At 62.9% G+C, this 20,319-nt stretch carries 20 protein-coding genes; 13 read left to right on the plus strand and 7 right to left on the minus strand.

Annotation, left to right across the window (positions count from 1 at the left end; all coding sequences use genetic code 11):
- The first annotated feature begins 178 nt into the window (after nucleotides 1-178).
- On the plus strand, nucleotides 179-1,012 hold the full coding sequence (locus tag AC07VU_RS06610; protein WP_457275128.1) for an EamA family transporter: 834 nt from the start codon (nucleotides 179-181) through the stop codon (nucleotides 1,010-1,012).
- Nucleotides 1,013-1,048: 36 nt separating this feature from the next.
- Nucleotides 1,049-1,435, plus strand: coding sequence for an MAPEG family protein (locus AC07VU_RS06615; RefSeq protein WP_007922347.1), 387 nt, complete (start codon nucleotides 1,049-1,051; stop codon nucleotides 1,433-1,435).
- 48 nt (nucleotides 1,436-1,483) lie between these two features.
- Here AC07VU_RS06615 and mltA read toward each other — a convergent pair whose 3' ends face one another.
- A complete protein-coding gene (mltA, locus tag AC07VU_RS06620) occupies nucleotides 1,484-2,659 on the minus strand; it encodes a murein transglycosylase A (protein ID WP_007922346.1) in 1,176 nt (391 codons plus the stop codon).
- A 128-nt stretch (nucleotides 2,660-2,787) separates the two neighbouring features.
- On the opposite strand from mltA, the gene AC07VU_RS06625 reads away from it, so the two are divergent.
- A complete protein-coding gene (locus AC07VU_RS06625; protein ID WP_274304904.1) occupies nucleotides 2,788-3,237 on the plus strand; it encodes a c-type cytochrome in 450 nt (149 codons plus the stop codon).
- A 52-nt stretch (nucleotides 3,238-3,289) separates the two neighbouring features.
- Here the strand turns inward: AC07VU_RS06625 and AC07VU_RS06630 are convergent, their stop codons facing one another.
- The 4 genes from AC07VU_RS06630 to AC07VU_RS06645 all read right to left on the minus strand — a co-directional run bounded on the left by AC07VU_RS06630 (nucleotide 3,290) and on the right by AC07VU_RS06645 (nucleotide 7,919).
- Complete coding sequence (locus AC07VU_RS06630) at nucleotides 3,290-3,685, minus strand: DUF1090 domain-containing protein (protein ID WP_062824362.1); 396 nt, start codon at nucleotides 3,683-3,685, stop codon at nucleotides 3,290-3,292.
- A 97-nt stretch (nucleotides 3,686-3,782) separates the two neighbouring features.
- Nucleotides 3,783-5,468, minus strand: coding sequence for an NAD-dependent DNA ligase LigB (gene ligB, locus AC07VU_RS06635; RefSeq protein WP_495029632.1), 1,686 nt, complete (start codon nucleotides 5,466-5,468; stop codon nucleotides 3,783-3,785).
- A 245-nt stretch (nucleotides 5,469-5,713) separates the two neighbouring features.
- Complete coding sequence (gene metK, locus AC07VU_RS06640; RefSeq protein ID WP_053262952.1) at nucleotides 5,714-6,904, minus strand: methionine adenosyltransferase; 1,191 nt, start codon at nucleotides 6,902-6,904, stop codon at nucleotides 5,714-5,716.
- 19 nt (nucleotides 6,905-6,923) lie between these two features.
- Nucleotides 6,924-7,919, minus strand: coding sequence for an ArsR/SmtB family transcription factor (locus AC07VU_RS06645; protein WP_274304902.1), 996 nt, complete (start codon nucleotides 7,917-7,919; stop codon nucleotides 6,924-6,926).
- 273 nt (nucleotides 7,920-8,192) lie between these two features.
- Between AC07VU_RS06645 and tkt the strand changes: the two genes are divergently transcribed.
- The 6 genes from tkt to fba all read left to right on the plus strand — a co-directional run bounded on the left by tkt (nucleotide 8,193) and on the right by fba (nucleotide 14,559).
- Complete coding sequence (gene tkt / locus AC07VU_RS06650) at nucleotides 8,193-10,190, plus strand: transketolase (protein WP_007922335.1); 1,998 nt, start codon at nucleotides 8,193-8,195, stop codon at nucleotides 10,188-10,190.
- A gap of 184 nt (nucleotides 10,191-10,374) precedes the next feature.
- Nucleotides 10,375-11,430, plus strand: coding sequence for an erythrose-4-phosphate dehydrogenase (gene epd, locus AC07VU_RS06655; protein ID WP_495029633.1), 1,056 nt, complete (start codon nucleotides 10,375-10,377; stop codon nucleotides 11,428-11,430).
- A gap of 42 nt (nucleotides 11,431-11,472) precedes the next feature.
- Nucleotides 11,473-12,636: a phosphoglycerate kinase gene (locus AC07VU_RS06660; RefSeq protein ID WP_062824365.1), complete on the plus strand. Its 1,164-nt coding sequence runs from the start codon at nucleotides 11,473-11,475 to the stop codon at nucleotides 12,634-12,636.
- Nucleotides 12,637-12,667: 31 nt separating this feature from the next.
- Nucleotides 12,668-12,886, plus strand: a complete 219-nt coding sequence (locus AC07VU_RS06665) for a hypothetical protein (protein WP_007922316.1) — start codon at nucleotides 12,668-12,670, stop codon at nucleotides 12,884-12,886.
- A 60-nt stretch (nucleotides 12,887-12,946) separates the two neighbouring features.
- Nucleotides 12,947-13,276 carry an MliC family protein gene (locus AC07VU_RS06670; RefSeq protein ID WP_277589761.1) on the plus strand — a complete coding sequence of 110 codons (330 nt, stop codon included), beginning with the start codon at nucleotides 12,947-12,949 and terminating at the stop codon, nucleotides 13,274-13,276.
- A 218-nt stretch (nucleotides 13,277-13,494) separates the two neighbouring features.
- Nucleotides 13,495-14,559, plus strand: a complete 1,065-nt coding sequence (gene fba, locus AC07VU_RS06675) for a class II fructose-bisphosphate aldolase (protein WP_003229012.1) — start codon at nucleotides 13,495-13,497, stop codon at nucleotides 14,557-14,559.
- Between the two features lie 166 nt (nucleotides 14,560-14,725).
- On the opposite strand, the gene AC07VU_RS06680 is transcribed toward fba, so the two are convergent.
- Nucleotides 14,726-15,397, minus strand: coding sequence for a polysaccharide lyase family 7 protein (locus AC07VU_RS06680; protein WP_114761318.1), 672 nt, complete (start codon nucleotides 15,395-15,397; stop codon nucleotides 14,726-14,728).
- Nucleotides 15,398-15,716: 319 nt separating this feature from the next.
- Here AC07VU_RS06680 and AC07VU_RS06685 point away from each other — a divergent pair, with 319 nt between their 5' ends.
- The 3 genes from AC07VU_RS06685 to AC07VU_RS06695 are packed head-to-tail and all read left to right on the plus strand — an operon-like array spanning nucleotide 15,717 to nucleotide 18,712.
- Nucleotides 15,717-17,840 carry a putative bifunctional diguanylate cyclase/phosphodiesterase gene (locus AC07VU_RS06685; protein ID WP_495029634.1) on the plus strand — a complete coding sequence of 708 codons (2,124 nt, stop codon included), beginning with the start codon at nucleotides 15,717-15,719 and terminating at the stop codon, nucleotides 17,838-17,840.
- A 42-nt stretch (nucleotides 17,841-17,882) separates the two neighbouring features.
- Nucleotides 17,883-18,395: a M48 metallopeptidase family protein gene (locus AC07VU_RS06690; RefSeq protein ID WP_007922309.1), complete on the plus strand. Its 513-nt coding sequence runs from the start codon at nucleotides 17,883-17,885 to the stop codon at nucleotides 18,393-18,395.
- 20 nt (nucleotides 18,396-18,415) lie between these two features.
- Nucleotides 18,416-18,712 (plus strand): winged helix-turn-helix domain-containing protein, encoded by a 297-nt coding sequence (locus tag AC07VU_RS06695; protein WP_053262945.1) that lies wholly within the window; start codon nucleotides 18,416-18,418, stop codon nucleotides 18,710-18,712.
- A gap of 54 nt (nucleotides 18,713-18,766) precedes the next feature.
- Here AC07VU_RS06695 and AC07VU_RS06700 read toward each other — a convergent pair whose 3' ends face one another.
- The gene (locus AC07VU_RS06700) at nucleotides 18,767-19,219 is read right to left on the minus strand and encodes a GNAT family N-acetyltransferase (RefSeq protein WP_087089510.1); all 453 of its coding nucleotides are present in this window, start codon (nucleotides 19,217-19,219) and stop codon (nucleotides 18,767-18,769) included.
- A gap of 274 nt (nucleotides 19,220-19,493) precedes the next feature.
- Here AC07VU_RS06700 and AC07VU_RS06705 point away from each other — a divergent pair, with 274 nt between their 5' ends.
- Entirely contained in the window at nucleotides 19,494-20,231 is a 738-nt protein-coding gene (locus AC07VU_RS06705; protein ID WP_053262943.1) for a substrate-binding periplasmic protein, read from the plus strand.
- Nucleotides 20,232-20,319: the final 88 nt, after the last annotated feature.

Consider the following 20,319-nt stretch of genomic DNA (forward strand, 5'->3'; position numbering starts at 1 on the left):
CTGATCAGGCATACGCATGCCGGCATTGCGCCTCCATCGGATCAGGTCCGGCGGATCGGGCAGCGGCAGGAATTATTGGAATGGATATGCGCAACTGAGTGCGGCGTGGTCGGCGTCAGTATAGACAGCCGAGGCACTTAGGTGAATCGATTCTCTTTTAGTAAACAGGGAGTGTGAGGTGCTGGCGACAACTCTGGTTCTGGTGGCGGCGCTGCTGCATGCGGCGTGGAATACCCTGATCAAGTTCAGCGGCGAGCGGTTATTGGTGGTGGCCTGCATGGACAGCGTCGCCTTGTTGTTCGTGGCATTGATGCTGGGGTTCGTCGAGTGGCCGCCGTTACAGGTCTGGCCGTGGATCCTGGCGTCGGCGGTTTTCGAGTTGCTCTACCGCTACCTGCTGATCCAGGCCTATCGAGTCGGCGACCTGGGCCTGGTTTATCCACTGATGCGCGGCCTTTCGCCCCTGGTGGTGCTGGCCCTGACCCTGATCTTCGCGGGCGAGGTGCTCAGCCCCCAGCAGATCCTCGGCATCCTGTTGATCCCTTTCGGCATGCTGTGCCTGCTGTGGCAGGGCGGTGGCGGCGACCGCCTGCCATGGTCGATGTTGCCGGTGGTGGCGCTGATCGGCCTGTGCATCGGTTGCTACACCTTTATCGACGGCCAGGCATTGCGCCGCTGGTCCCATCCGCTGGATTACCTGGTGTGGGTGACGCTGCTCAGCGCCTGGCCCTTTCCGTTGCTGGCGCTGTTGCGCAAGCGTGCGGCCTTCAGCCTGTTCTGGCGCGAACAATGGAGGCTGGGGTTGAGCGTCGGGTTCTGCGTATTGTTCAGCTACGCTCTGGTGCTGTGGGCCATGCAGCTGGGATCGATCGCCGAGGCGGCGGCGCTGCGGGAAATCAGCGTGATCCTGGTGGTGTTGTTCGGTATGCGTTACCTGAAAGAACCTTTCGGCCGACCTCGGCTCTTAGCTTGTGGGCTGGTGCTGATCGGCATGCTGGTGATGAAGTTCTGACCCCGCTCCCCTCATGACTTTAAAAAGGACTCTGCCATGACCGTCGCTTTCTGGTGTGTATTGATCGCCATCTTCCTGCCGTACCTGTGCAACAGCATCGCCAAGTTCAGCGGGGGCAACTTTGGCCTGCGGCAGAACCATGACCCGCGGGCCTACCTCGAAACCCTCGAGGGTTTTGCCCGGCGGGCGCAAGCGGCGCAGCTCAACAGTTTTGAAGTGACCCCGGCCTTTGCCGCGGGGGTGATCATTGCCCACATCGCCAACGTCGCCGAACTGGTGACCATCGATGTGCTGGCGGTGCTGTTCATCACCAGCCGCCTGCTGTACATCATCTGCTACCTGGCGGACTGGGCGATCCTGCGGTCGCTGGTGTGGTTCGTCGGCATGGCGCTGATTGCCAGCTTCTTTTTCGTTTCGATCTGACCTTCGTCACTGCCGCCGCCTCTCGAAGAGGCGGCAGCGGTGCCAGGGCTATTTGCTGTCGGTGACTTCAGGCACTTTCGGCAGCGTGGCGCCCTTGGGCCAGAGCATCCAGATCTGGCCCTGCTGTTTCATGTCTCCCGCCAGTTGCCCGGCCGCGTCGCCGGTGCCCCAGAACAGGTCGGCGCGAACTTCGCCGGCGATCGCGCCACCGGTGTCTTGCGCCGCCACCGGGCGGATCAGGCTGCTGCCATCGGGCCGGGTGGTGGAAAGCCACAACAGGCTGCCCAGGGGGATCACCTTGCGGTCCACCGCCACGCTGTAGCCGGACGTCAGCGGTACGTTCAGCGAGCCGCGCGGGCCTTCGTTGCTATCCGGGTTGCGGTTGAAGAACACATAGCTGGGGTTGCTGCCCAGCAGTTCCGGGATGCGATTGGGGTTGGCCTTGGCCCAGGCCGCGATGGTGCCCATGGTCACGTCTTCTTTCTTCAGCTCGCCCTGATCCACCAGCCAGCGGCCGATGGGGCGGTAGGGGTGGCCGTTCTGGTCGGCATAACCGATGCGCAACTGGCGCCCGTCTTCCAGCTGGATGCGGCCCGAGCCCTGGATCTGCAGGAATTGCAGGTTCATCGGGTCGGTCAACCAGGCGATCACCGGCGCCTTGACCCCCTTGGTCTCGATGGTCGCGGCATCGTCGTAGGGTTTCAGCACCCGGCCTTCGAGGCGGCCGCGCAGGCGCTTGCCCTTGAGTTCGGGATAAATGCTGTCGAGGGCGACGATGATCATGTCTTCCGGCACGCCATAGACCGGTACTGACGCGGCCTGGGTCTGGGTCAGGCTGCCCGGATAGACCGGCTCGTAGTAGCCGGTGATCAGGCCATTGCTGCTGCCACTGGCCGAGCGCAGGCCGTAGACGTCCAGGTGCTGCTTGAGAAAGCTGCGGACATCGAGGGCGGTGAGCGGCACATTGGCCGCCGTCGCGCAGGTCGGGCCCCACACCGGGTCGGCTTTCAGCCGGGTGCAGGCGCTGCGCCAGGAACCGAAGCCGGCCAGCAGGTCGTCGTCGGACACAGTGGGCAAGGCTTCCCAACTGGCGCTGGTATAGGTGGCGATGGCATGGGGCTGGGGTGGCTTGCCGACTTCGCCGCCATTGCATCCGGCCAGCAGGATCGCGGTCGGCAAGGCCCAGGCCAGGTGTCGACGCCACAGCTTGAAACGGGTGTTCATTGGGTACTTCCTTTGCGGCTTGACTGGGCGCATGGCAGCGTCAGGCAATCCATATTGTTAATAGGGCTATTGGTCTTTGCCGGACAGGCGAGGATACTGGCGGCCGTTTCCCGTGACCCGAAGCCACCATGACGCTTAAAAGACTCTCTGTTGTATTGCTGGCCTGCCTGACGCTGTCCGCCTGCGGCGGTGTCGATCCGAACTCCCCGCTGGGTCAGCGCAAGGCGATCTTCAAACAGATGCTCAAGACCGGTGAAGACCTGGGCGGCATGCTCCGTGGGCGTATCCCGTTCGACGGCCCGCGCTTTACCGAAGGCGCGATCAAGCTGGACAACCTGTCCCACGAACCCTGGAAGCACTTCCCGCAGGTCAAGGAACAGGAGCACAGCAGCGCGACTGACGATGTCTGGCAGAAGCAGGCACGTTTCCAGGAACTGGCCCGCACCCTCGAGGCGGCCACCGGTGAACTGGTGATCGCCAGCAAGGTCCAGCCGTACAAGGCCAGCAACCTGGGGCCGGCGGTACAGAAAGTCGAAGATGCCTGCAGCGCCTGCCATAAAGAGTTTCGCAATCACTGATCCTGTCGCCTGAGGTGTCTGCGGCGGGCACATCTGCCGCAGCGGCTCGAACTTACTTGTCCAGTTCGTCGAGGGCTTCCTGCAATTCCTTGCGGGACTCGGCCAGCTTGTCCTTGCGCTTGTTGATCTTCTCGGCGTCGCCTTTTTTCATGGCCTTGTCCAGGTCGGTCTGGCGCCGGCTGACTTCGTGCTTGGCGTCCAGCACCTTGTTTTCGCGTTCCTTTTTCAGCGAGGCGTCGGTGCAGTTCGCGGTGGCTTCGCTCAGGGCCTTTTCCAGGCCGGCCTGTTGTTCGCTGTTGCCGTGGGCCTTGGCCTGTTCGAGCTGGGTGCTGATGGCCTGGCGCTTGGCGGCGCAGCCGGTGAGTTCCGGGGCCTGCTCGGCGGCCATCAGGGCTGGGGTTGTCAGGGCGAATGCGGCGAAGAGGGTGAGCGGTGCAAGAAATTTCATAAAGGCTCCATGTGAAAAGATGAATAGCAGGAGTGGGGCGATGGGCTGTTTGAGCCATCTGCGTCCCCGGGGTTCAACGCCGCCGGCTGTAAAAGCCTCAGAAGCCTTCGATTCCGGCGGCACGTAATTCTTCACTCAAGGCCAGGACCTGCGGATCGCGGAAAAAGGCGCTCAACTGAGCGGCGCGTCCCGGGCCGATAGCGCTTTGGGCCTGCCATTGTTCGGTGGTTCTGGCCGCCAGCGCCGTCCAGCCATCTTCGAGCCTGGCGTCGCCGGTCGGTGGCAGTCCAAGGGCTTTGAGCCAGCGATGAAACGGCTGCCGGCGGGCGCTGTGCAGGCTGTTCAGCAAACGCGCGATGCTGCGTTCGCCAAGGCCGGTAATGTTAGCAAGCTCTGCAGGCTCAAGGGTCAACCAATCGACCAAGCCGTTGATCAGTCCGGCGTCCACCAGCTTCTCCCAGGTGCCGGCGCCGACATGGGGCAGGTCCAGCCCGGATTTTCCGCTCAGCCAGGTCAAGCGTGCGAGGAACTGGCTCTCACAGCCGGGCAGGGGGTGCCAGCAACTGAGCGCATGGAAGGCCGAGGCATCCGGAACCTGCAGCGGAACACGCTGGGGCGTGCGCAGTATCACCGCGTTCAGGCGCGGGATGGTCAGGCCGGCGAGGCTGATCGACACCTGGTCGCCAGGGCGGATATCCAGCTTTTGCCAGCGCGGCAGCGAGCCGACGCTGACCCGCCTGATCTGCCGGTCGTCGAGCAGGACCGGCTCCAGCTCGAGCATCGGGGTGATCCGGCCAGTGCGGCCGATCTTGAAGTCGACCTTGCGCACCCTGGCCAGGGCCTGGGCGAACGGGTATTTCCACGCGGCGATCCAGTAGGGCGCCTTGGCCTGCCAGCGTTGCGCCTCTGGACGTCGGCTCTGGCGCAGGACGATGCCATCGCTGGCGAAGGGCAGGGCCGAGCGATACCAGTGCTCTCGCCAGTGCCGGACCTCGGCGAACGTACTGACGCGCTGGCTGTACTCGCTGCTGTGGGCGAACCCCAGGGCCTTGAGGCCGGCCAGGCGCTGCGCCAGGGTGCTCGGGCCTTGGGGCCAGTCCCAGACGAACAGGCCGATCCGGCTGGCTTGCCGAGGGTCCAGCTGGTTGCGCGCCAATAGGCCGGCGACCTGGCCGCGGGCATTCAGGCTGCCGGCCTTGGCCTGTATGTGATCGCTCTGGCGCCAATAGAGCTCGCCCTGTAGCAGCAGGTCTCGCGGTTCGGGCAGGCGTTTGGGGATGGCGCTTATCAGTTGCGCGGGCCCGGTCCAGTCCTGGCCCTGAAGGCCATCCCCGCGGCTGATGGCTTGCTGGAAGCGTCCCTGGCGATAGACCAGGGTCACGGCCACGCCGTCGATCTTGGGCTGTACCCAGACCTCCTCGCGCCCGGCGAGCCACTGGCGTACGGCACTTTCATCGGCCAGTTTCTCCACGCCGGTATGGGGAATGGGGTGCGGGACAGCACCGCGTGCGGTGCGTAGCGGGTTGGCGCGGTCTGCGCTGACGGTGGGGAAACAGCTTTGCCAATGTTCGAGCCGGGCGCGGGACTGGTCGTAGAGCTCGTCAGTCACCGGCGACAGGCCTTCACGGTGGTAGCTGTCGTCCCAGCGATTGATTTGCTGTTGCAGGGTGGCCGTTTCGGTTTGCGCCTGGGCAGGTGTCCAGTCGGGGCATGGGCTGGCGGCGCTCGGCAGGGCGATGGCGCTCAGGAGGATTGCGGCCAATAGCGTTGCTCTGTAGGGCATGGGGAGCATCCTTGCTCGGGGGAGTCAGGCTGCAGGCTAGAGGGGTGGGCGGGAGGGAGAAAGGGCGTATGGATTGCCGGGTATTTCGCGGGCTGGTTGGACGATGCGCCGGTTTTTCGCGATCCGGCTTATACCCGCAGGAATCAGGCTGACCCCGTAGGAGCGCCCTGCAAATCATGAAACCTTCAGCCACAAAAAAGCCCCGCAAGGCGAGCCGTGCGGGGCTTGGGTAAGCGCTGCCGGGATTACAGGTTGGCAGCGGCGCGCAGGGTTTCGGCGCGGTCGGTCTTTTCCCAGGTGAAGGTGGTGAAGGTGTCATCACCCACGGTCTTGGTTTGCGGGGTACGGCCGAAGTGGCCGTAGGCCGCGGTCTCGCGGTACATCGGGTGCAGCAGGTCGAGCATGGTGGTGATCGCGTACGGACGCAGGTCGAACACTTCGCGCACCAGCTTGATGATCTTGTCGTCGCTGATCTTGCCGGTGCCGAAGGTGTTCAGCGAGATCGAAGTCGGTTGCGCCACGCCGATGGCGTAGGACACCTGGATCTCGCAGCGCTCGGCCAGGCCGGCGGCGACGATGTTCTTGGCCACGTAACGACCGGCATAGGCGGCCGAACGGTCGACCTTCGATGGGTCCTTGCCGGAGAACGCGCCGCCGCCGTGACGGGCCATGCCGCCGTAGCTGTCGACGATGATCTTGCGACCGGTCAGGCCGCAGTCGCCGACCGGGCCGCCGATGATGAACTGGCCAGTCGGGTTGATGTGGAACTGGGTGTCCTTGGACAGCAGCTCGGCCGGCAGCACGTGCTTGACGATCAGTTCCATCACGCCTTCGCGCAGGTCTTTGTACGACACGTCAGGGTTGTGCTGGGTCGACAGGACCACGGCGTCGATGCCGACCACCTTGCCGCCTTCGTAGCGGCAGGTGACCTGGGACTTGGCATCCGGACGCAGCCACGGCAGCAGGCCGGACTTGCGGGCTTCGGCCTGGCGCTGCACCAGTTGGTGCGAGAAGGTGATCGGGGCCGGCATCAGCACGTCGGTTTCGTTGCTGGCGTAGCCAAACATCAGGCCCTGGTCGCCGGCGCCCTGGTCTTCAGGCTTGGCACGGTCGACACCCTGGTTGATGTCGGGGGACTGCTTGCCGATGATGTTCAGCACGCCGCAGGTCGCGCCGTCGAAACCGACGTCGGAACTGGTGTAGCCGATGTCGGTGATGACGTCACGAACGATCTGCTCCAGGTCAACCCAGGCCGAGGTGGTGACTTCGCCGGCGACGATGGCCACACCGGTCTTGACCAGGGTTTCCACCGCTACGCGGGCGTGCTTGTCCTGGGCAATGATGGCGTCCAGCACCGCATCGGAAATCTGGTCGGCGATTTTGTCCGGATGCCCTTCAGACACGGACTCGGAGGTGAAAAGGGAGTATTCGCTCATCTCGACGGTTTCCTAAAATTTACCGATGGTGAGTGTCGCCAGCCGGTCGCTGAAAGTGGCGGACCTGGATCTGGAAACCATTACGTAAACCTACATACAGACTTTCTCCGGGAACCAGTCCCGCAGCGGTGGCCCAGCGGGCCAGATCATCCTGGTCAAACCCCAGCCAGAGATCACCGCAGGCCTCCCTGGCCCAACTCTGGTTGTGGCTGCACAACTCTGTCACTAACAGGCTGCCGCCCGGTTGCAGCAAGCCGGCCAGGCGTTTCAGCGCATCGGCCGGCGCGGCGAAATGGTGCAGGACCATGTTCAGCACCACGCAATCGGCCGCCAGGCTCACGCCATTCAGTGCATCGGCCAATTGCAGGCTGACGTTAGCCAGCGTTTCGCGTTCACAGACCTGGCGTGCCAGTTCGAGCATGGCCGGGCTGTTGTCCAACGCGGTCACCCGGGCGAAACGACGGGCCAGTTCCGGCAGGAAACTGCCATCCCCGGGGCCGACTTCGATGGCCGTGGCGGTGTCCGTGAAGTGCAGCTTGTCGAGCAGCGCCAGCACGCTTTCGCGGTACTGGGGCAGTCCTGCGATCAGGTCCTGCTGGGCGCGAAACTTCTCCGCGACCCGTGAGAAAAAGTCCTGGCTGGCGGCCGCCCGCTGGCGGTGCACCAGGCCGATACGCGATTGCACTTCGCCGGGCAGCGTCAGGTTGTCCACTTCATCCAGCAGGGCGGCGTGCAGCCTGCCGCCCAGCAGTTCGGTGTGGGGCAGGGCGCGCCGGTAGAAGATCGCGTTGCCTTCGCGGCGGGTTGCCACCAGGTCGGCCTGGGCCAGGACCTTCAGGTGGTGGCTCATGCCGGATTGGCCGATGGCGAAGATCTGTGCCAGTTCCAGTACGCCGAACGAGTCGTTGGCCAGCGCGCGCAATACATTCAGCCGCAGCGGATCGCCGCCGGCCTTGCACAGGGCCGCCAGCTCGTCGCAGTCGTCATGGTTCATGGAGGGCGCGCGTAAATTCATAAGGCCAGCAGTCTAGTGACGCACCCCCAACCTCGCAAGACCAATATCAAAAAGTTTTGATATTGGTAGATAGATGGCACTTAACGCAGGTCCCTGTGTTCTACAAACGAACTGCGGAATGGTTTCATCAGGCGATTGCCCCTTTATCGACCGGAAAAACGCGCCAGAGTCATTATCTGTCATTGCCCCCGCCTACCGGCTGAGGGAAAATGCACGCCTTTTTCCGATTCGTTTTTATTCAACCCGACTTAGATAACCCCCAGGAGATCAGCGATGCCAAGCCGTCGTGAGCGTGCCAACGCCATTCGTGCCCTCAGCATGGATGCCGTGCAAAAAGCCAACAGCGGCCATCCCGGCGCCCCCATGGGGATGGCGGATATCGCCGAAGTACTTTGGCGTGACTATCTGAAGCACAACCCGAGCAATCCATCCTTCGCCGACCGTGACCGCTTCGTGCTGTCCAACGGCCACGGCTCGATGCTGATCTACTCGCTGCTGCACCTGACCGGCTACGACGTCACCATCGACGACCTGAAGAGCTTCCGCCAGCTGCACAGCCGCACTCCGGGCCACCCGGAATTCGGCTACACCCCGGGCGTCGAGACCACCACCGGCCCGCTGGGCCAAGGTCTGGCCAATGCCGTGGGCTTCGCCCTGGCGGAAAAGGTCCTGGCGGCGCAGTTCAACCGTCCCGGCCACAACGTCGTCGACCACCACACCTACGTGTTCCTGGGTGATGGCTGCATGATGGAAGGCATTTCCCATGAAGTCGCTTCCCTGGCCGGCACCCTGGGCCTGGGCAAGCTGATTGCCTTCTACGATGACAACGGCATCTCCATCGACGGCGAAGTCGAAGGCTGGTTCACTGACGACACGCCAAAGCGTTTCGAAGCCTACAACTGGCAGGTGATCCGCAACGTCGACGGTCATGACCCGGAAGAGATCAAGACCGCGATCGACACCGCGCGTAAAAGCGAGCAGCCGACCCTGATCTGCTGCAAGACCACCATCGGCTTCGGTTCGCCGAACAAGCAAGGCAAAGAAGACTGCCACGGCGCGCCACTGGGCGCCGAGGAAATCGCCCTGACCCGCGCCGCGCTGAAGTGGAACCACGGTCCGTTCGAAATCCCGGCCGACATCTATGCCGAATGGGATGCCAAGGAAGCCGGTCGCGCCGTCGAGGCCGAGTGGGACCAGCGTTTCTCCGCCTACTCCGCCGAATTCCCTGAGCTGGCCAACGAACTGGTGCGTCGCCTGAGCGGCGACCTGCCGGCCGATTTCTCCGAGAAGGCCGATGCCTACATCGCCGAAGTCGCGGCCAAGGGCGAAACCATCGCCAGCCGTAAGGCCAGCCAGAACGCCCTGAACGCGTTCGGCCCGCTGCTGCCGGAATTCCTCGGCGGTTCGGCCGACCTGGCCGGTTCCAACCTGACCCTGTGGAAAGGCTGCAAGGGCGTCAGCGCCGAAGACGCCAGCGGCAACTACATGTACTACGGCGTTCGCGAGTTCGGCATGACCGCCATCATGAACGGCGTGGCCCTGCACGGCGGCCTGGTGCCTTACGGCGCGACCTTCCTGATGTTCATGGAATACGCGCGCAACGCGGTACGCATGTCGGCCCTGATGAAGCAGCGCGTGATCCATGTCTACACCCACGACTCCATCGGTCTGGGCGAAGACGGCCCGACGCACCAGCCGATCGAACAGATCGCCAGCCTGCGCTGCACCCCGAACCTCGACACCTGGCGTCCAGCCGATGCCGTGGAATCGGCGGTGGCCTGGAAAAACGCGATCGAGCGCAAGGACGGCCCTTCGGCGCTGATCTTCTCCCGCCAGAACCTGCAGCATCAGACCCGCAATGCCGTGCAGATCGCCGAAATCAGCCGTGGCGGCTACGTGCTCAAGGACTGCGCAGGCGAGCCTGAGCTGATCCTGATCGCCACCGGTTCCGAAGTCGGCCTGGCGGTGCAGGCTTTCGACAAGCTGACCGAGCAGGGCCGCAAGGTGCGCGTGGTGTCCATGCCATGCACCAGCGTGTTCGATGCCCAGGACGCCGGCTACAAGCAGTCGGTCCTGCCGCTGCAGGTCAGCGCGCGTATCGCCATCGAGGCCGCTCACGCGGACTACTGGTACAAGTACGTCGGCCTGGAAGGTCGCGTCATCGGCATGACCACCTACGGCGAGTCGGCGCCTGCGCCGGCCTTGTTCGAAGAGTTCGGTTTCACCCTGGAAAACATCCTGGGTCAGGCCGAAGAGCTGCTGGAAGACTAAAAAAGCGCGAATGCGGTGGCCTCTGGTCGCCGCATCACTTTGTAGGAGCGAGCTTGCTCGCGATGGTCGTCAACGATAACGCTAGCTATCTGGATAACCGCGTCGTCCTGAAGTCCATCGCGAGCAAGCTCGCTCCTACAATGGTTTTGTATCGCTCATGAAGTTGTCGGCTAACGAGAACCCCATGCCTCAACCGCGTCCCTACAAAGTTGCACTCAACGGCTACGGCCGGATCGGTCGTTGTGTCTTGCGTGCCCTGCTCGAACGGGGGGCTGCGGCCGGGTTCGAGATTGTCGCGATCAACGATCTGGCCGACATGGCCAGCGTGGAATACCTGACACGCTTCGACTCCACCCACGGCCGGTTTCCCGGCGAAGTGAAGGTCGACGGCGACTGTCTGCATATCAATGGCAACTGCGTGAAGGTCCTGCGCAGTGCCACCCCCGAAGGCATCGATTGGGCGTCCCTGGGCGTCGATCTGGTGCTCGAATGCTCCGGCGCCTATCACACCCGTGAAGACGGCCAGCGTTTCCTCGACGCCGGTGCGCCGCGGGTGCTGTTTTCCCAGCCGATGGCCAGCGAGGCGGATGTCGACGCCACCATCGTCTACGGTGTCAACCAGGACTGCCTGACCGGCGCCGAGCTGCTGGTGTCCAACGCGTCCTGCACCACCAACTGCGGCGTGCCGCTGTTGCGCCTGCTGGACCAGGCCATTGGCCTGGAATACGTGTCGATCACCACCATCCACTCGGCGATGAACGACCAGCCGGTGATCGACGCCTATCACCATGAAGACCTGCGCCGCACCCGTTCGGCGTTCCAGTCGGTGATCCCGGTGTCCACTGGTCTGGCGCGCGGTATCGAACGGCTGCTGCCGGAACTTGCCGGGCGAATTCAGGCCAAAGCTGTGCGCGTGCCGACCGTCAACGTGTCCTGCCTCGACATCACGATGCAGACCGTGAGCGATACCGACACCGGCGAAGTCAACCGGATCCTGCGCGAGGCCGCCACCAGCGGTCCGCTCAAGGGCCTGTTGGCCTATACCGAGTTGCCGCACGCCAGTTGTGATTTCAACCATGATCCGCATTCGGCCATCGTCGATGCCAGCCAGACCCGTGTTTCCGGCCCGCGGCTGGTGAACATCCTGGCCTGGTTCGACAACGAATGGGGTTTTGCCAACCGAATGCTGGACGTTGCAGGACACTATCTGCAAACAGCCGCACCCAAAGCTGTCTCTTAACTTCCCGTTTCCAAAAAAACAGTAACCCAGGAATTGCGACCCATGACCGTGTTGAAGATGTCCGACCTCGATCTGCAAGGTAAGCGCGTACTGATCCGCGAAGACCTCAACGTCCCAGTCAAGGACGGTGTTGTCACCAGCGATGCGCGTATCCTGGCTTCGCTGCCGACCATCAAGCTGGCCCTGGAAAAAGGCGCGGCCGTGATGGTCTGCTCGCACCTCGGCCGTCCGACCGAAGGCGAGTTCTCCGCCGAGAACAGCCTCAAGCCAGTGGCCGACTACCTGAGCCGTGCCCTGGGTCGTGAAGTGCCGCTGGTGGCCGACTACCTGGGCGGCGTCGACGTCAAGGCCGGCGACATCGTGCTGTTCGAGAACGTGCGCTTCAACAAGGGCGAGAAAAAGAACGCCGACGAACTGGCCCGGCAATACGCCGCCCTGTGCGACGTGTTCGTGATGGACGCCTTCGGCACCGCGCACCGCGCCGAGGGTTCGACCCACGGCGTGGCCAAGTTCGCCAAGGTCGCGGCTGCCGGCCCACTGCTGGCTGCCGAGCTGGACGCGCTGGGCAAGGCCCTGGGCGCCCCGGCCAAGCCGATGGCGGCCATCGTCGCCGGCTCCAAGGTGTCGACCAAGCTCGACGTGCTCAATAGCCTGAGCCAGATCTGCGACCAACTGATCGTCGGCGGCGGCATCGCCAACACCTTCCTCGCCGCTGCCGGTCACCCGGTCGGCAAGTCGCTGTACGAGCCGGACCTGCTGGATACCGCGCGCGCCATCGCCGCCAAGGTCAGCGTGCCGCTGCCGGTGGACGTGGTGGTGGCCAAGGAATTCGCCGAAAGCGCGACCGCTACCGTCAAGCTGATTGCCGAGGTGGCGGCCGACGACATGATCCTGGACATCGGCCCGCAAACCGCGGCGAACTTCGCCGAGCTGCTGAAGTCGTCGAAGACCATCCTGTGGAACGGTCCGGTCGGCGTGTTCGAGTTCGACCAGTTCGGTAATGGCACCAAGGTGCTGGCCCAGGCCATCGCGGAAAGCGCGGCGTTCTCCATCGCCGGCGGCGGCGACACCCTGGCGGCCATCGATAAATATGGCGTGGCCGAGCAAATCTCCTACATTTCTACCGGCGGTGGCGCTTTCCTCGAATTCGTCGAGGGCAAGGTGCTGCCGGCGGTCGAAGTCCTGGAAAGCCGGGCCAAAGCCTGAAGTCCCGATGGCCAGGCAAAGGAGTGTTCATATGGTCAAGACGTTACCGCTGTTGATCGTCGCGGGCTTGCTGGCCGGTTGCGGTAGTCAGCCTGCCCAGTCGGAGCCCGAGTCGGGAGAGCCTGAGAGAGGTTGCTATCAGGCCGACTGGCAGGCCGAGACTGCGCCTGTGATCAACAAGCGCATGGGGCCCGATGGTCTGGACAAGTACGAGACTCCAGCCAAGGCCAAGGAACATGGTTGCCCTTGACGGGTCTGATTCGATAACGCGTTGTGCTGGCGGCCGTGGGCCGTCAGCCGAGGAACACCGATGAAAGGCTTTATCGCCGTGGCTGCGCTGGGATTGCTGGCAGGTTGCGCCAACTTCGACCTGTTCAAGTCGGCCGAGACGGACAACTGGACGACCTGGGTGTGCGACAGCCAGGCGCAAGTGGTCTGGCGCTATACCGACAGCAGCCGCAAGGAAGTCGATGTGCGGTTGGGCGGGGCCGATCAGGTCTATCGCCTGAAGCTGGAGCCGAGCGGTTCCGGTTCGCTGTACAGCAACGACATGCTGGCGTTTCACGAAAAAGGTGACGAAGGCCTGGTTTACTGGGTCGCCACCAACGATTTGATCGGCCGCGGCTGTAAAGCGCCGTAGGCCTGTAGGAGCGAGCTTGCTCGCGATGATCGTCAACGATAACGCCATCCGTCTGGATGATCGCGTTGTCCCGAAGCCCATCGCGAGCAAGCTCGCTCCTACAGTAGTAATAATGCCGGCAGGCCGGGTTGACCCCCGATCTGCAATCACTTGAATAGCAGCCGCCGCTACGGCAGGCTTGCACGATTAACGACCCTCGACCGGGAGAGATACACACAATGGCACTCATCAGCATGCGCCAGATGTTGGACCACGCAGCCGAATTCGGCTACGGCGTTCCAGCCTTCAACGTCAACAACCTTGAACAGATGCGCGCCATCATGGAAGCCGCTGACAAGACTGACTCTCCGGTGATCGTCCAGGCTTCGGCCGGTGCCCGCAAATACGCCGGCGCGCCTTTCCTGCGCCACCTGATCCTGGCGGCGATCGAAGAATTCCCGCATATCCCGGTGTGCATGCACCAGGACCACGGCACCAGCCCTGACGTCTGCCAGCGTTCGATCCAGCTGGGCTTCTCCTCGGTCATGATGGACGGTTCCCTCGGCGAAGACGGCAAGACCCCGACCGACTACGAGTACAACGTTCGCGTGACCCAGCAGACCGTGGCCATGGCTCACGCCTGCGGCGTTTCGGTGGAAGGCGAGCTGGGCTGCCTGGGTTCCCTGGAAACCGGCATGGCCGGTGAAGAAGACGGCATCGGCGCCGAAGGCGTGCTGGACCACAGCCAGATGCTGACCGACCCGGAAGAAGCCGCGGACTTCGTCAAGAAGACCCAGGTCGACGCCCTGGCCATCGCCATCGGTACCAGCCACGGTGCCTACAAGTTCACCAAGCCGCCTACCGGCGACGTGCTGGCCATCGACCGCATCAAAGAGATCCACAAGCGCATCCCCAACACCCACCTGGTGATGCACGGTTCGTCTTCGGTTCCGCAAGAGTGGCTGGCGATCATCAACCAGTACGGCGGCGACATCAAAGAAACCTACGGCGTGCCGGTTGAAGAAATCGTCGAAGGCATCAAGTACGGCGTGCGCAAGGTCAACATCGACACCGACCTGCGCCTGGCGTCCACCGGTGCGATGCGTCGCCTGATGGCCACCAACCCGAGCGAGTTCGACCCGCGCAAGTTCTTCGGCGCCACCGTAACCGCCATGCGCGACGTGTGCATCGCCCGTTACGAAGCCTTCGGCACCGCTGGCAACGCCTCGAAGATCAAGCCGATCTCCCTGGAAGCGATGTTCCAGCGTTACCTCAAAGGTGAGCTGAACGCCAAGGTCAACTAAGCCTTTGTGTTGAACGAAAAAGCCCGCAGCGATGCGGGCTTTTTTGTGCCTGTGGCAAACACCTCATCGTGCAGGAGCGAGGCTTGCCCGCGACGAGGGCCTGACATTCGCCATGGATGTCGCCAGGCAGACCGCTATCGCGGGCAAGCCTCGCTCCTACAGAAGGTCAGGTTTCGTTGTGATCGATATCCAGCTTGTAGAAGGTCACCTTGCCGCCTTCGGTGGTGTAGCCGGTGTTGTCCTGCACATACACCCCGGCCTTGAAGTACAGCGGTTTGTCGCGCCAGGTGCTGCTGAGCTGGGTGTCCCATTGATAGCCCGCGGCGCTGACGCCCAGGGCGCCGCCCGGGCTCAGGTGGATCAGGTAGGAGAACTCGCGATCCAGCGGCACGTTTTCGGCGACGATGATTACCCGGCTATCGGTATCGTCCGGATGCATGCGGACCTTGGCGACTATGTTGCCGCTCTGGGTGGTGGTTTTGTACTGGTACTCGACCTTCACCAGGGGCTTGGTGCTGTTGTAGGCGTGGATCTGGCCGATGACGATCTTGCCCGTGGACGGCACCTGATTCACCGCCAGGGTGGCGTAAAGCAGGTTGTCGGCTTCCGGGTAGGTCCAGTTCTTCAGGGTGCCGTTGGAATAGGTTTCACGCAGCTCGCTGCGTGGGTAGATGGCGTTGGCGGTGCGGGAGCCGGTGACAGGCGACCAGAAGAACAGGGTGCCGGTGTCGGAATGGAAATATTGATCCTTGAAGCCCTCCACCAGTCGGGGGGTGTCGATAGTCGCCGGTGGACTGCCTTCGGGAATGCTCAGATTCCAGGTTGCGAGGTCGATCATAGTCAAAGCTTCCCGATGTGATGCCGGATAAAAAACCGACAAAGGCTTTAGCCTGCGCTTTTGAAGGCGATCTTTATAAGCGTAGAAGGGACTTTTGTTAATGCCCGTCCGGCGGATAATTGGCGTCAACCATCTGTCGAAAAAACGCCTCCAGCGGTTTCAGCAGCTATGGGGCTGACCGTTAGTCGGGTGCCTCGGGCTTTGGCTAAATGATGGCGCTGTGACAGCTTCTGCTTTATTGGATCCAGGTCTAGAGTGAAGTCTCAGTATTTGTCCGGTCTTGTTCGCAGGCCGACCCTACACAGACAAGAGAAGCAGCATGGAATGCGCGCAAACTCGGCCAGGTGAAGCCCGCTCGGTCTTACTGATTGTTGATGATTACCCCGAAAATCTGCTCAGCATGCGTGCACTCCTGCAGCGCCACGACTGGCAGGTCATGACTGCCGCCTCGGGTGTCGAGGCCCTGGGTCTGTTACTGGAACACGACATCGATCTGGTGTTGCTGGATGTACAGATGCCGGAAATGGACGGTTTCGAAGTCGCCCGCCTGATGCGCGGCAGCCAGCGAACCCGGCTGACCCCGATCATTTTCCTGACCGCCAACGAGCAGTCCAAGGACGCGGTGATCAAGGGCTACGCCAGCGGCGCGGTGGATTATCTGTTCAAGCCGTTCGATCCGCAGATCCTCAAGCCCAAGGTGCAGGCGCTACTGGAGCAGCAGCGCAATCGCCGCGCGCTGCAGCGCCTGAGTCATGACCTGGAGAGCGCCAGGGCCTTCAATGCCTCGGTGCTGGAGAACGCCGCGGAGGGGATTCTGGTGGTGGATGAGGGCGGAGTCATCCGCTTTGCCAATCCGGCGATTTCCCGCTTGCTCAACGCTCCGGTGAATGAGCTGGAGGGGGCGTGGCTGCTCGACTATCTGCAAAAGCCCCATGTGCCGCAGTGGGCCGAATCCGAGCTGTATGCCAGCTATCGCAAGGGCGAGACCTACCGCCTGCACGACGCCACGTTGCGTACGGCTCCGGGCCAGCAGGTGTCGGTGGCGTTGTCCTGCGCGCCACTGCCGAGCGAGCAGAAGGCGATGGTGGTGACCCTGCTCGACATGTCGGAAGTCCGTCATCTGCACCAGCAACTGGAATACCAGGCAGTGACCGATCCGCTGACCGGCCTGCTCAACCGTCGTGGCTTCTACCAGACCGTGGAAAGCCTGTTGTTGCGCAGCGAGCGCTCCGACAAGTCGCTGGTGCTGCTGTACCTGGACCTGGACGGCTTCAAGCGGGTCAACGACTCCCTGGGGCATGATGCGGGGGACCGGGTGCTGCGCTGGGTGTCCGAACAGATAAAGGCCTGCCTGCGTTCCTTCGACATCCTGGCGCGCATAGGCGGCGATGAGTTCACCGCCTTGCTGGAGCTGGAGTTTCCAGAACAGGCGGCGAAGATTTCCGAGAAGCTCATCGAGCGCATATCGATCTGTCAGCAGTTCGATGGCCTGGAGGTCGCGCTGGGGGCCAGTATCGGTATCGCCATCTACCCCGATTGCGGTTCCAATCTGGATGGCCTGATGCGCGCGGCGGACATCGCCATGTACGAGTCCAAGCGTGCCGGGCGCCAGCAATATCGTTATTACGACCACGAAATGAACGGCCGTGCCCGCTCGCGGCTGATGCTCGAGGAAAGCGTGCGCAGCGCGGTCGAGCACAAGGAGTTCAACCTGGTGTACCAGCCCCAGGTGGCGATTGCCGATGGGCGCCTGCGCGGTTTTGAAGCCCTGTTGCGTTGGCGGCATCCGAGCGTCGGCGATGTGCCGCCGGGGTTGTTTCTGCCGCTGCTGGAGGAGGCGCGGCTGATCAGCCGCCTGGGGAGCTGGATCTATCAGCAGAGTGCGAGCCAGCGGGCGTCCTGGAAAACGCTGTTCGCCGAGCAGACCGTGCTGGGTGTGAGTTTGAGCGGCAACCAGTTCGCCATGCCGAACCTCGCCACCGAACTGCGCCAGGTCCTGGAGCGTCATGGCCTGGAACCTCGGCAGTTGGAGGTCGAGATCACCGAAGACGCCCTGACCCAGGACCTCGACGAGTCGCGCAAGCAGCTGCGCCTGTTGCGCAGTCTCGGGGTGCGGGTGGCGCTGGATGACTTCGGTTCGGGCGCCTGTTCGCTGGCCCACCTGCGGGATCTGCAGCTCGATACCCTCAAGCTCGACCGTCACCTGATCGCCAGGTTGCCGGATTCGGCACGGGATGCGGCGCTGGCGCGCTGCGTGATCGACCTGTGCAAGGCGTTCGGCGTGCTGGTGATCGCCGAGGGCGTGGAGACCCTGGAGCAGTACCGCTGGCTGCAGGCCAACGGCTGCGAGTACGTGCAGGGCTTCCTGGTGGCCCGGCCGTTGATCGCCGCGGATGCCGAGCGCTTTGCCGAGCCTTTCGACTGGAGCGCGTTGCCGGGTTGAATTCGCTACACTGGCGGCCTTTCGTGATTGCATTGGCGCCCCATGACCGCGTTGAAATACCTCCAGGCCTATCCCGCCACCCTGCAAGAGCAAGTGCGCCAGCTGATTGCGCAAGGGCGGCTGGGCGATTACCTGAGCCAGCGGTACCCCGGCAAACACGGGGTGCAGAGTGACAAGGCGCTGTACGGCTATGCCCTGGAGTTGAAGCAGGAGTACCTGCGCAACGCCCCGGCCATCGACAAGGTGCTATTCGACAACCGCCTGGACCTGACGCACCGCGCCCTGGGCCTGCACACCACGATCTCGCGGGTCCAGGGCGGCAAGCTCAAGGCCAAGAAGGAAATCCGCATCGCTTCGCTGTTCAAGGAGGCGGCACCGGAGTTCCTGCGCATGATCGTTGTCCACGAGCTGGCGCACTTCAAGGAAAGCGAGCACAACAAGGCGTTCTACAAGCTCTGCGAGCACATGCTGCCGGGCTATCACCAACTGGAATTCGACCTGCGGGTCTACCTGACCTGGCGCGACCTGCAAGCCAGGGCAGGTGGTTCCGAGTAACCCTGTACAAGGAACGGGCGATGGACGTGAGTAAGACCAAGAGCAGCTTTTACCGCCGGCTGTATGTGGCGTACCTGATCGACAGCGACCTGGCCAGCAATGTCCCGGCCCTGACCGAGGCCACCGGCATGCCGCGGCGCACGGCGCAGGACACCATCGCCGCCCTGGCGGATCTGGATATCGTCTGTGAGTTCGAGCAGCAGGACGGCGCGCGCAATCATGCCGGCAGCTATCGGATCAAAAGCTGGGGCGCGATCGACAAGGGCTGGATCGAGGCGAACCTGTCGCGGATCAAGACGGTGCTGGAGTATCCCTGAGGGATTCGATCTGAATGCAAGCCCGCTGGCGCCAGCAGGCTTGCGATTGTCCTGTCAGGCCCGGCGCATGCCGATATGCGGGATATCGTCTTCCAGGTACTCCTCGCCCACGACGTTGAAGCCGTAGCGCCCGTAATACCCCTGCAAATGCGCCTGGGCCGACAGATAGATCGGCATCTGCGGCCAGCGTTTTTGCGCCTGTTTCAGGGCGTGCTCCATCAGTTCATGGCCCAGTCCCTTGCCCCGCGCTTGCGGGGCGATCACCACGCGGCCGATGACCACGTCGCCGCCCTGGGAGGTCGGGTCGAGCAGGCGCAGATAAGCCACCAGCTGGTCATCATCCCAGGCCATCAGGTGGCAGGTGTCGCCTTCCAGGTCCTGGCCATCGACTTCCTGGTAGGCGCATTTCTGCTCGACCACGAAGACTTCGGTACGCAACTGCAGGATCGCGTACAGCTGCTCCTTGCCCAGATCGGTGTGGTGTTTGCAGACCCATTCGATTGTCATCGTTTCATCCTTTGGAAAGCGGTGCCCGGATGTTAAGCGCCTGGCGGGTGGCTTGTCTTGTCTGGCGCTGGAGTGGCGTTTCTGTGAGGTAGGTCAAAATGCCATCATCGCATTGGTTCGTGGCGGTCTTCTTTGTGTAATCTGCGCTGAAGCGCTGTGCAGTGGCGCCCATAAGCTACTGTTAGGAGCTGGGTCGCGGCCGTCCACCGGCCGGAGAACCTCGAGTCTGGGCAAAAAACACGCAGGGCTGTCCGCCCGCTAAGGATCTTTTAGCATGCCGCGATTGCATCGAGCCTTTGCTTTGATCGGATTGCTGTTGCTGGGCCAGAGCGCTTATGCGGAAAAATTGCGATTGGTCGCCGACGCCTGGCCGCCCTTCACGGATGCGACCCTGGTCAACGGCGGGCTGGCCACCGACATCGTCAGCACCGCGCTGGCGCGGGCCGGTTATGCCAGCGAGTTCGAACAGGTGCCCTGGGCGCGGGCCTTGCTTGGCGTCGGCGAGGGGCGTTACGACGTGCTGGTGAATGCCTGGTTCAATGAGGCCCGCACCCAGCTGGGGCAATTCTCCTCGGAGTACCTGGTCAATCGGGTGCGTTTCATCCGGCGCAAGGATGCCCCCATCGAATACACCACCCTCAAGCAACTGCACCAGTACCCCATCGCGGTGGTGCGCGGTTATGCCTACTCCCCCGATTTCGACAACGATCCAGAGCTGCAGAAGGTCCTGGTGCACAACTTCGCGATGGCGGTGCGCATGCTGGCAGCCAACCGGGTCAAGCTGACCCTGGAGGACGAGTACGTTGCCCGCTATTACCTGGCGCGGGAGTCGCCGCGGGTGCGTAACGCGGTGGAGTTCCTGCCCAATTCCCTGAGCGAGAACGGCCTGCATATCCTGGTCAGCCTGAAGAACCCCGCGCATGCGCAGATCGTGGCGGGGTTCGATCGAGAGATCGAGGCGATGAAAGCCGACGGCAGCTACGACCGCTTGCTGCGCCAGCACGGGATGTGAAACGGCGCCATTAAAGCTGCTGCAGGCTGGGCGCCGAGGCTGAAACCTCTGTGGCGTTCTTGAAAGCTTGCGCCTCCTGCGGAGGCGA

The sequence above is a fragment of the Pseudomonas sp. GW821-FHT02B10 genome, from assembly GCF_059421865.1.

Bases quoted from the DNA above. Each gene is read 5' to 3' on its own strand.
- metK (WP_053262952.1), bottom strand. From the start codon at position 6,904: ATGAGCGAATACTCCCTTTTCACCTCCGAGTCCGTGTCTGAAGGGCAT.
- AC07VU_RS06625 (WP_274304904.1), top strand. From the start codon at position 2,788: ATGACGCTTAAAAGACTCTCTGTTGTATTGCTGGCCTGCCTGACGCTG.
- AC07VU_RS06630 (WP_062824362.1), bottom strand. From the start codon at position 3,685: ATGAAATTTCTTGCACCGCTCACCCTCTTCGCCGCATTCGCCCTGACA.
- AC07VU_RS06705 (WP_053262943.1), top strand. From the start codon at position 19,494: ATGCCGCGATTGCATCGAGCCTTTGCTTTGATCGGATTGCTGTTGCTG.
- AC07VU_RS06665 (WP_007922316.1), top strand. From the start codon at position 12,668: ATGGTCAAGACGTTACCGCTGTTGATCGTCGCGGGCTTGCTGGCCGGT.
- AC07VU_RS06645 (WP_274304902.1), bottom strand. From the start codon at position 7,919: ATGAATTTACGCGCGCCCTCCATGAACCATGACGACTGCGACGAGCTG.
- AC07VU_RS06615 (WP_007922347.1), top strand. From the start codon at position 1,049: ATGACCGTCGCTTTCTGGTGTGTATTGATCGCCATCTTCCTGCCGTAC.
- tkt (WP_007922335.1), top strand. From the start codon at position 8,193: ATGCCAAGCCGTCGTGAGCGTGCCAACGCCATTCGTGCCCTCAGCATG.
- AC07VU_RS06680 (WP_114761318.1), bottom strand. From the start codon at position 15,397: ATGATCGACCTCGCAACCTGGAATCTGAGCATTCCCGAAGGCAGTCCA.
- AC07VU_RS06695 (WP_053262945.1), top strand. From the start codon at position 18,416: ATGGACGTGAGTAAGACCAAGAGCAGCTTTTACCGCCGGCTGTATGTG.
- AC07VU_RS06690 (WP_007922309.1), top strand. From the start codon at position 17,883: ATGACCGCGTTGAAATACCTCCAGGCCTATCCCGCCACCCTGCAAGAG.
- mltA (WP_007922346.1), bottom strand. From the start codon at position 2,659: ATGAACACCCGTTTCAAGCTGTGGCGTCGACACCTGGCCTGGGCCTTG.
- ligB (WP_495029632.1), bottom strand. From the start codon at position 5,468: ATGCCCTACAGAGCAACGCTATTGGCCGCAATCCTCCTGAGCGCCATC.
- AC07VU_RS06670 (WP_277589761.1), top strand. From the start codon at position 12,947: ATGAAAGGCTTTATCGCCGTGGCTGCGCTGGGATTGCTGGCAGGTTGC.
- AC07VU_RS06700 (WP_087089510.1), bottom strand. From the start codon at position 19,219: ATGACAATCGAATGGGTCTGCAAACACCACACCGATCTGGGCAAGGAG.
- AC07VU_RS06660 (WP_062824365.1), top strand. From the start codon at position 11,473: ATGACCGTGTTGAAGATGTCCGACCTCGATCTGCAAGGTAAGCGCGTA.
- fba (WP_003229012.1), top strand. From the start codon at position 13,495: ATGGCACTCATCAGCATGCGCCAGATGTTGGACCACGCAGCCGAATTC.
- AC07VU_RS06685 (WP_495029634.1), top strand. From the start codon at position 15,717: ATGGAATGCGCGCAAACTCGGCCAGGTGAAGCCCGCTCGGTCTTACTG.
- epd (WP_495029633.1), top strand. From the start codon at position 10,375: ATGCCTCAACCGCGTCCCTACAAAGTTGCACTCAACGGCTACGGCCGG.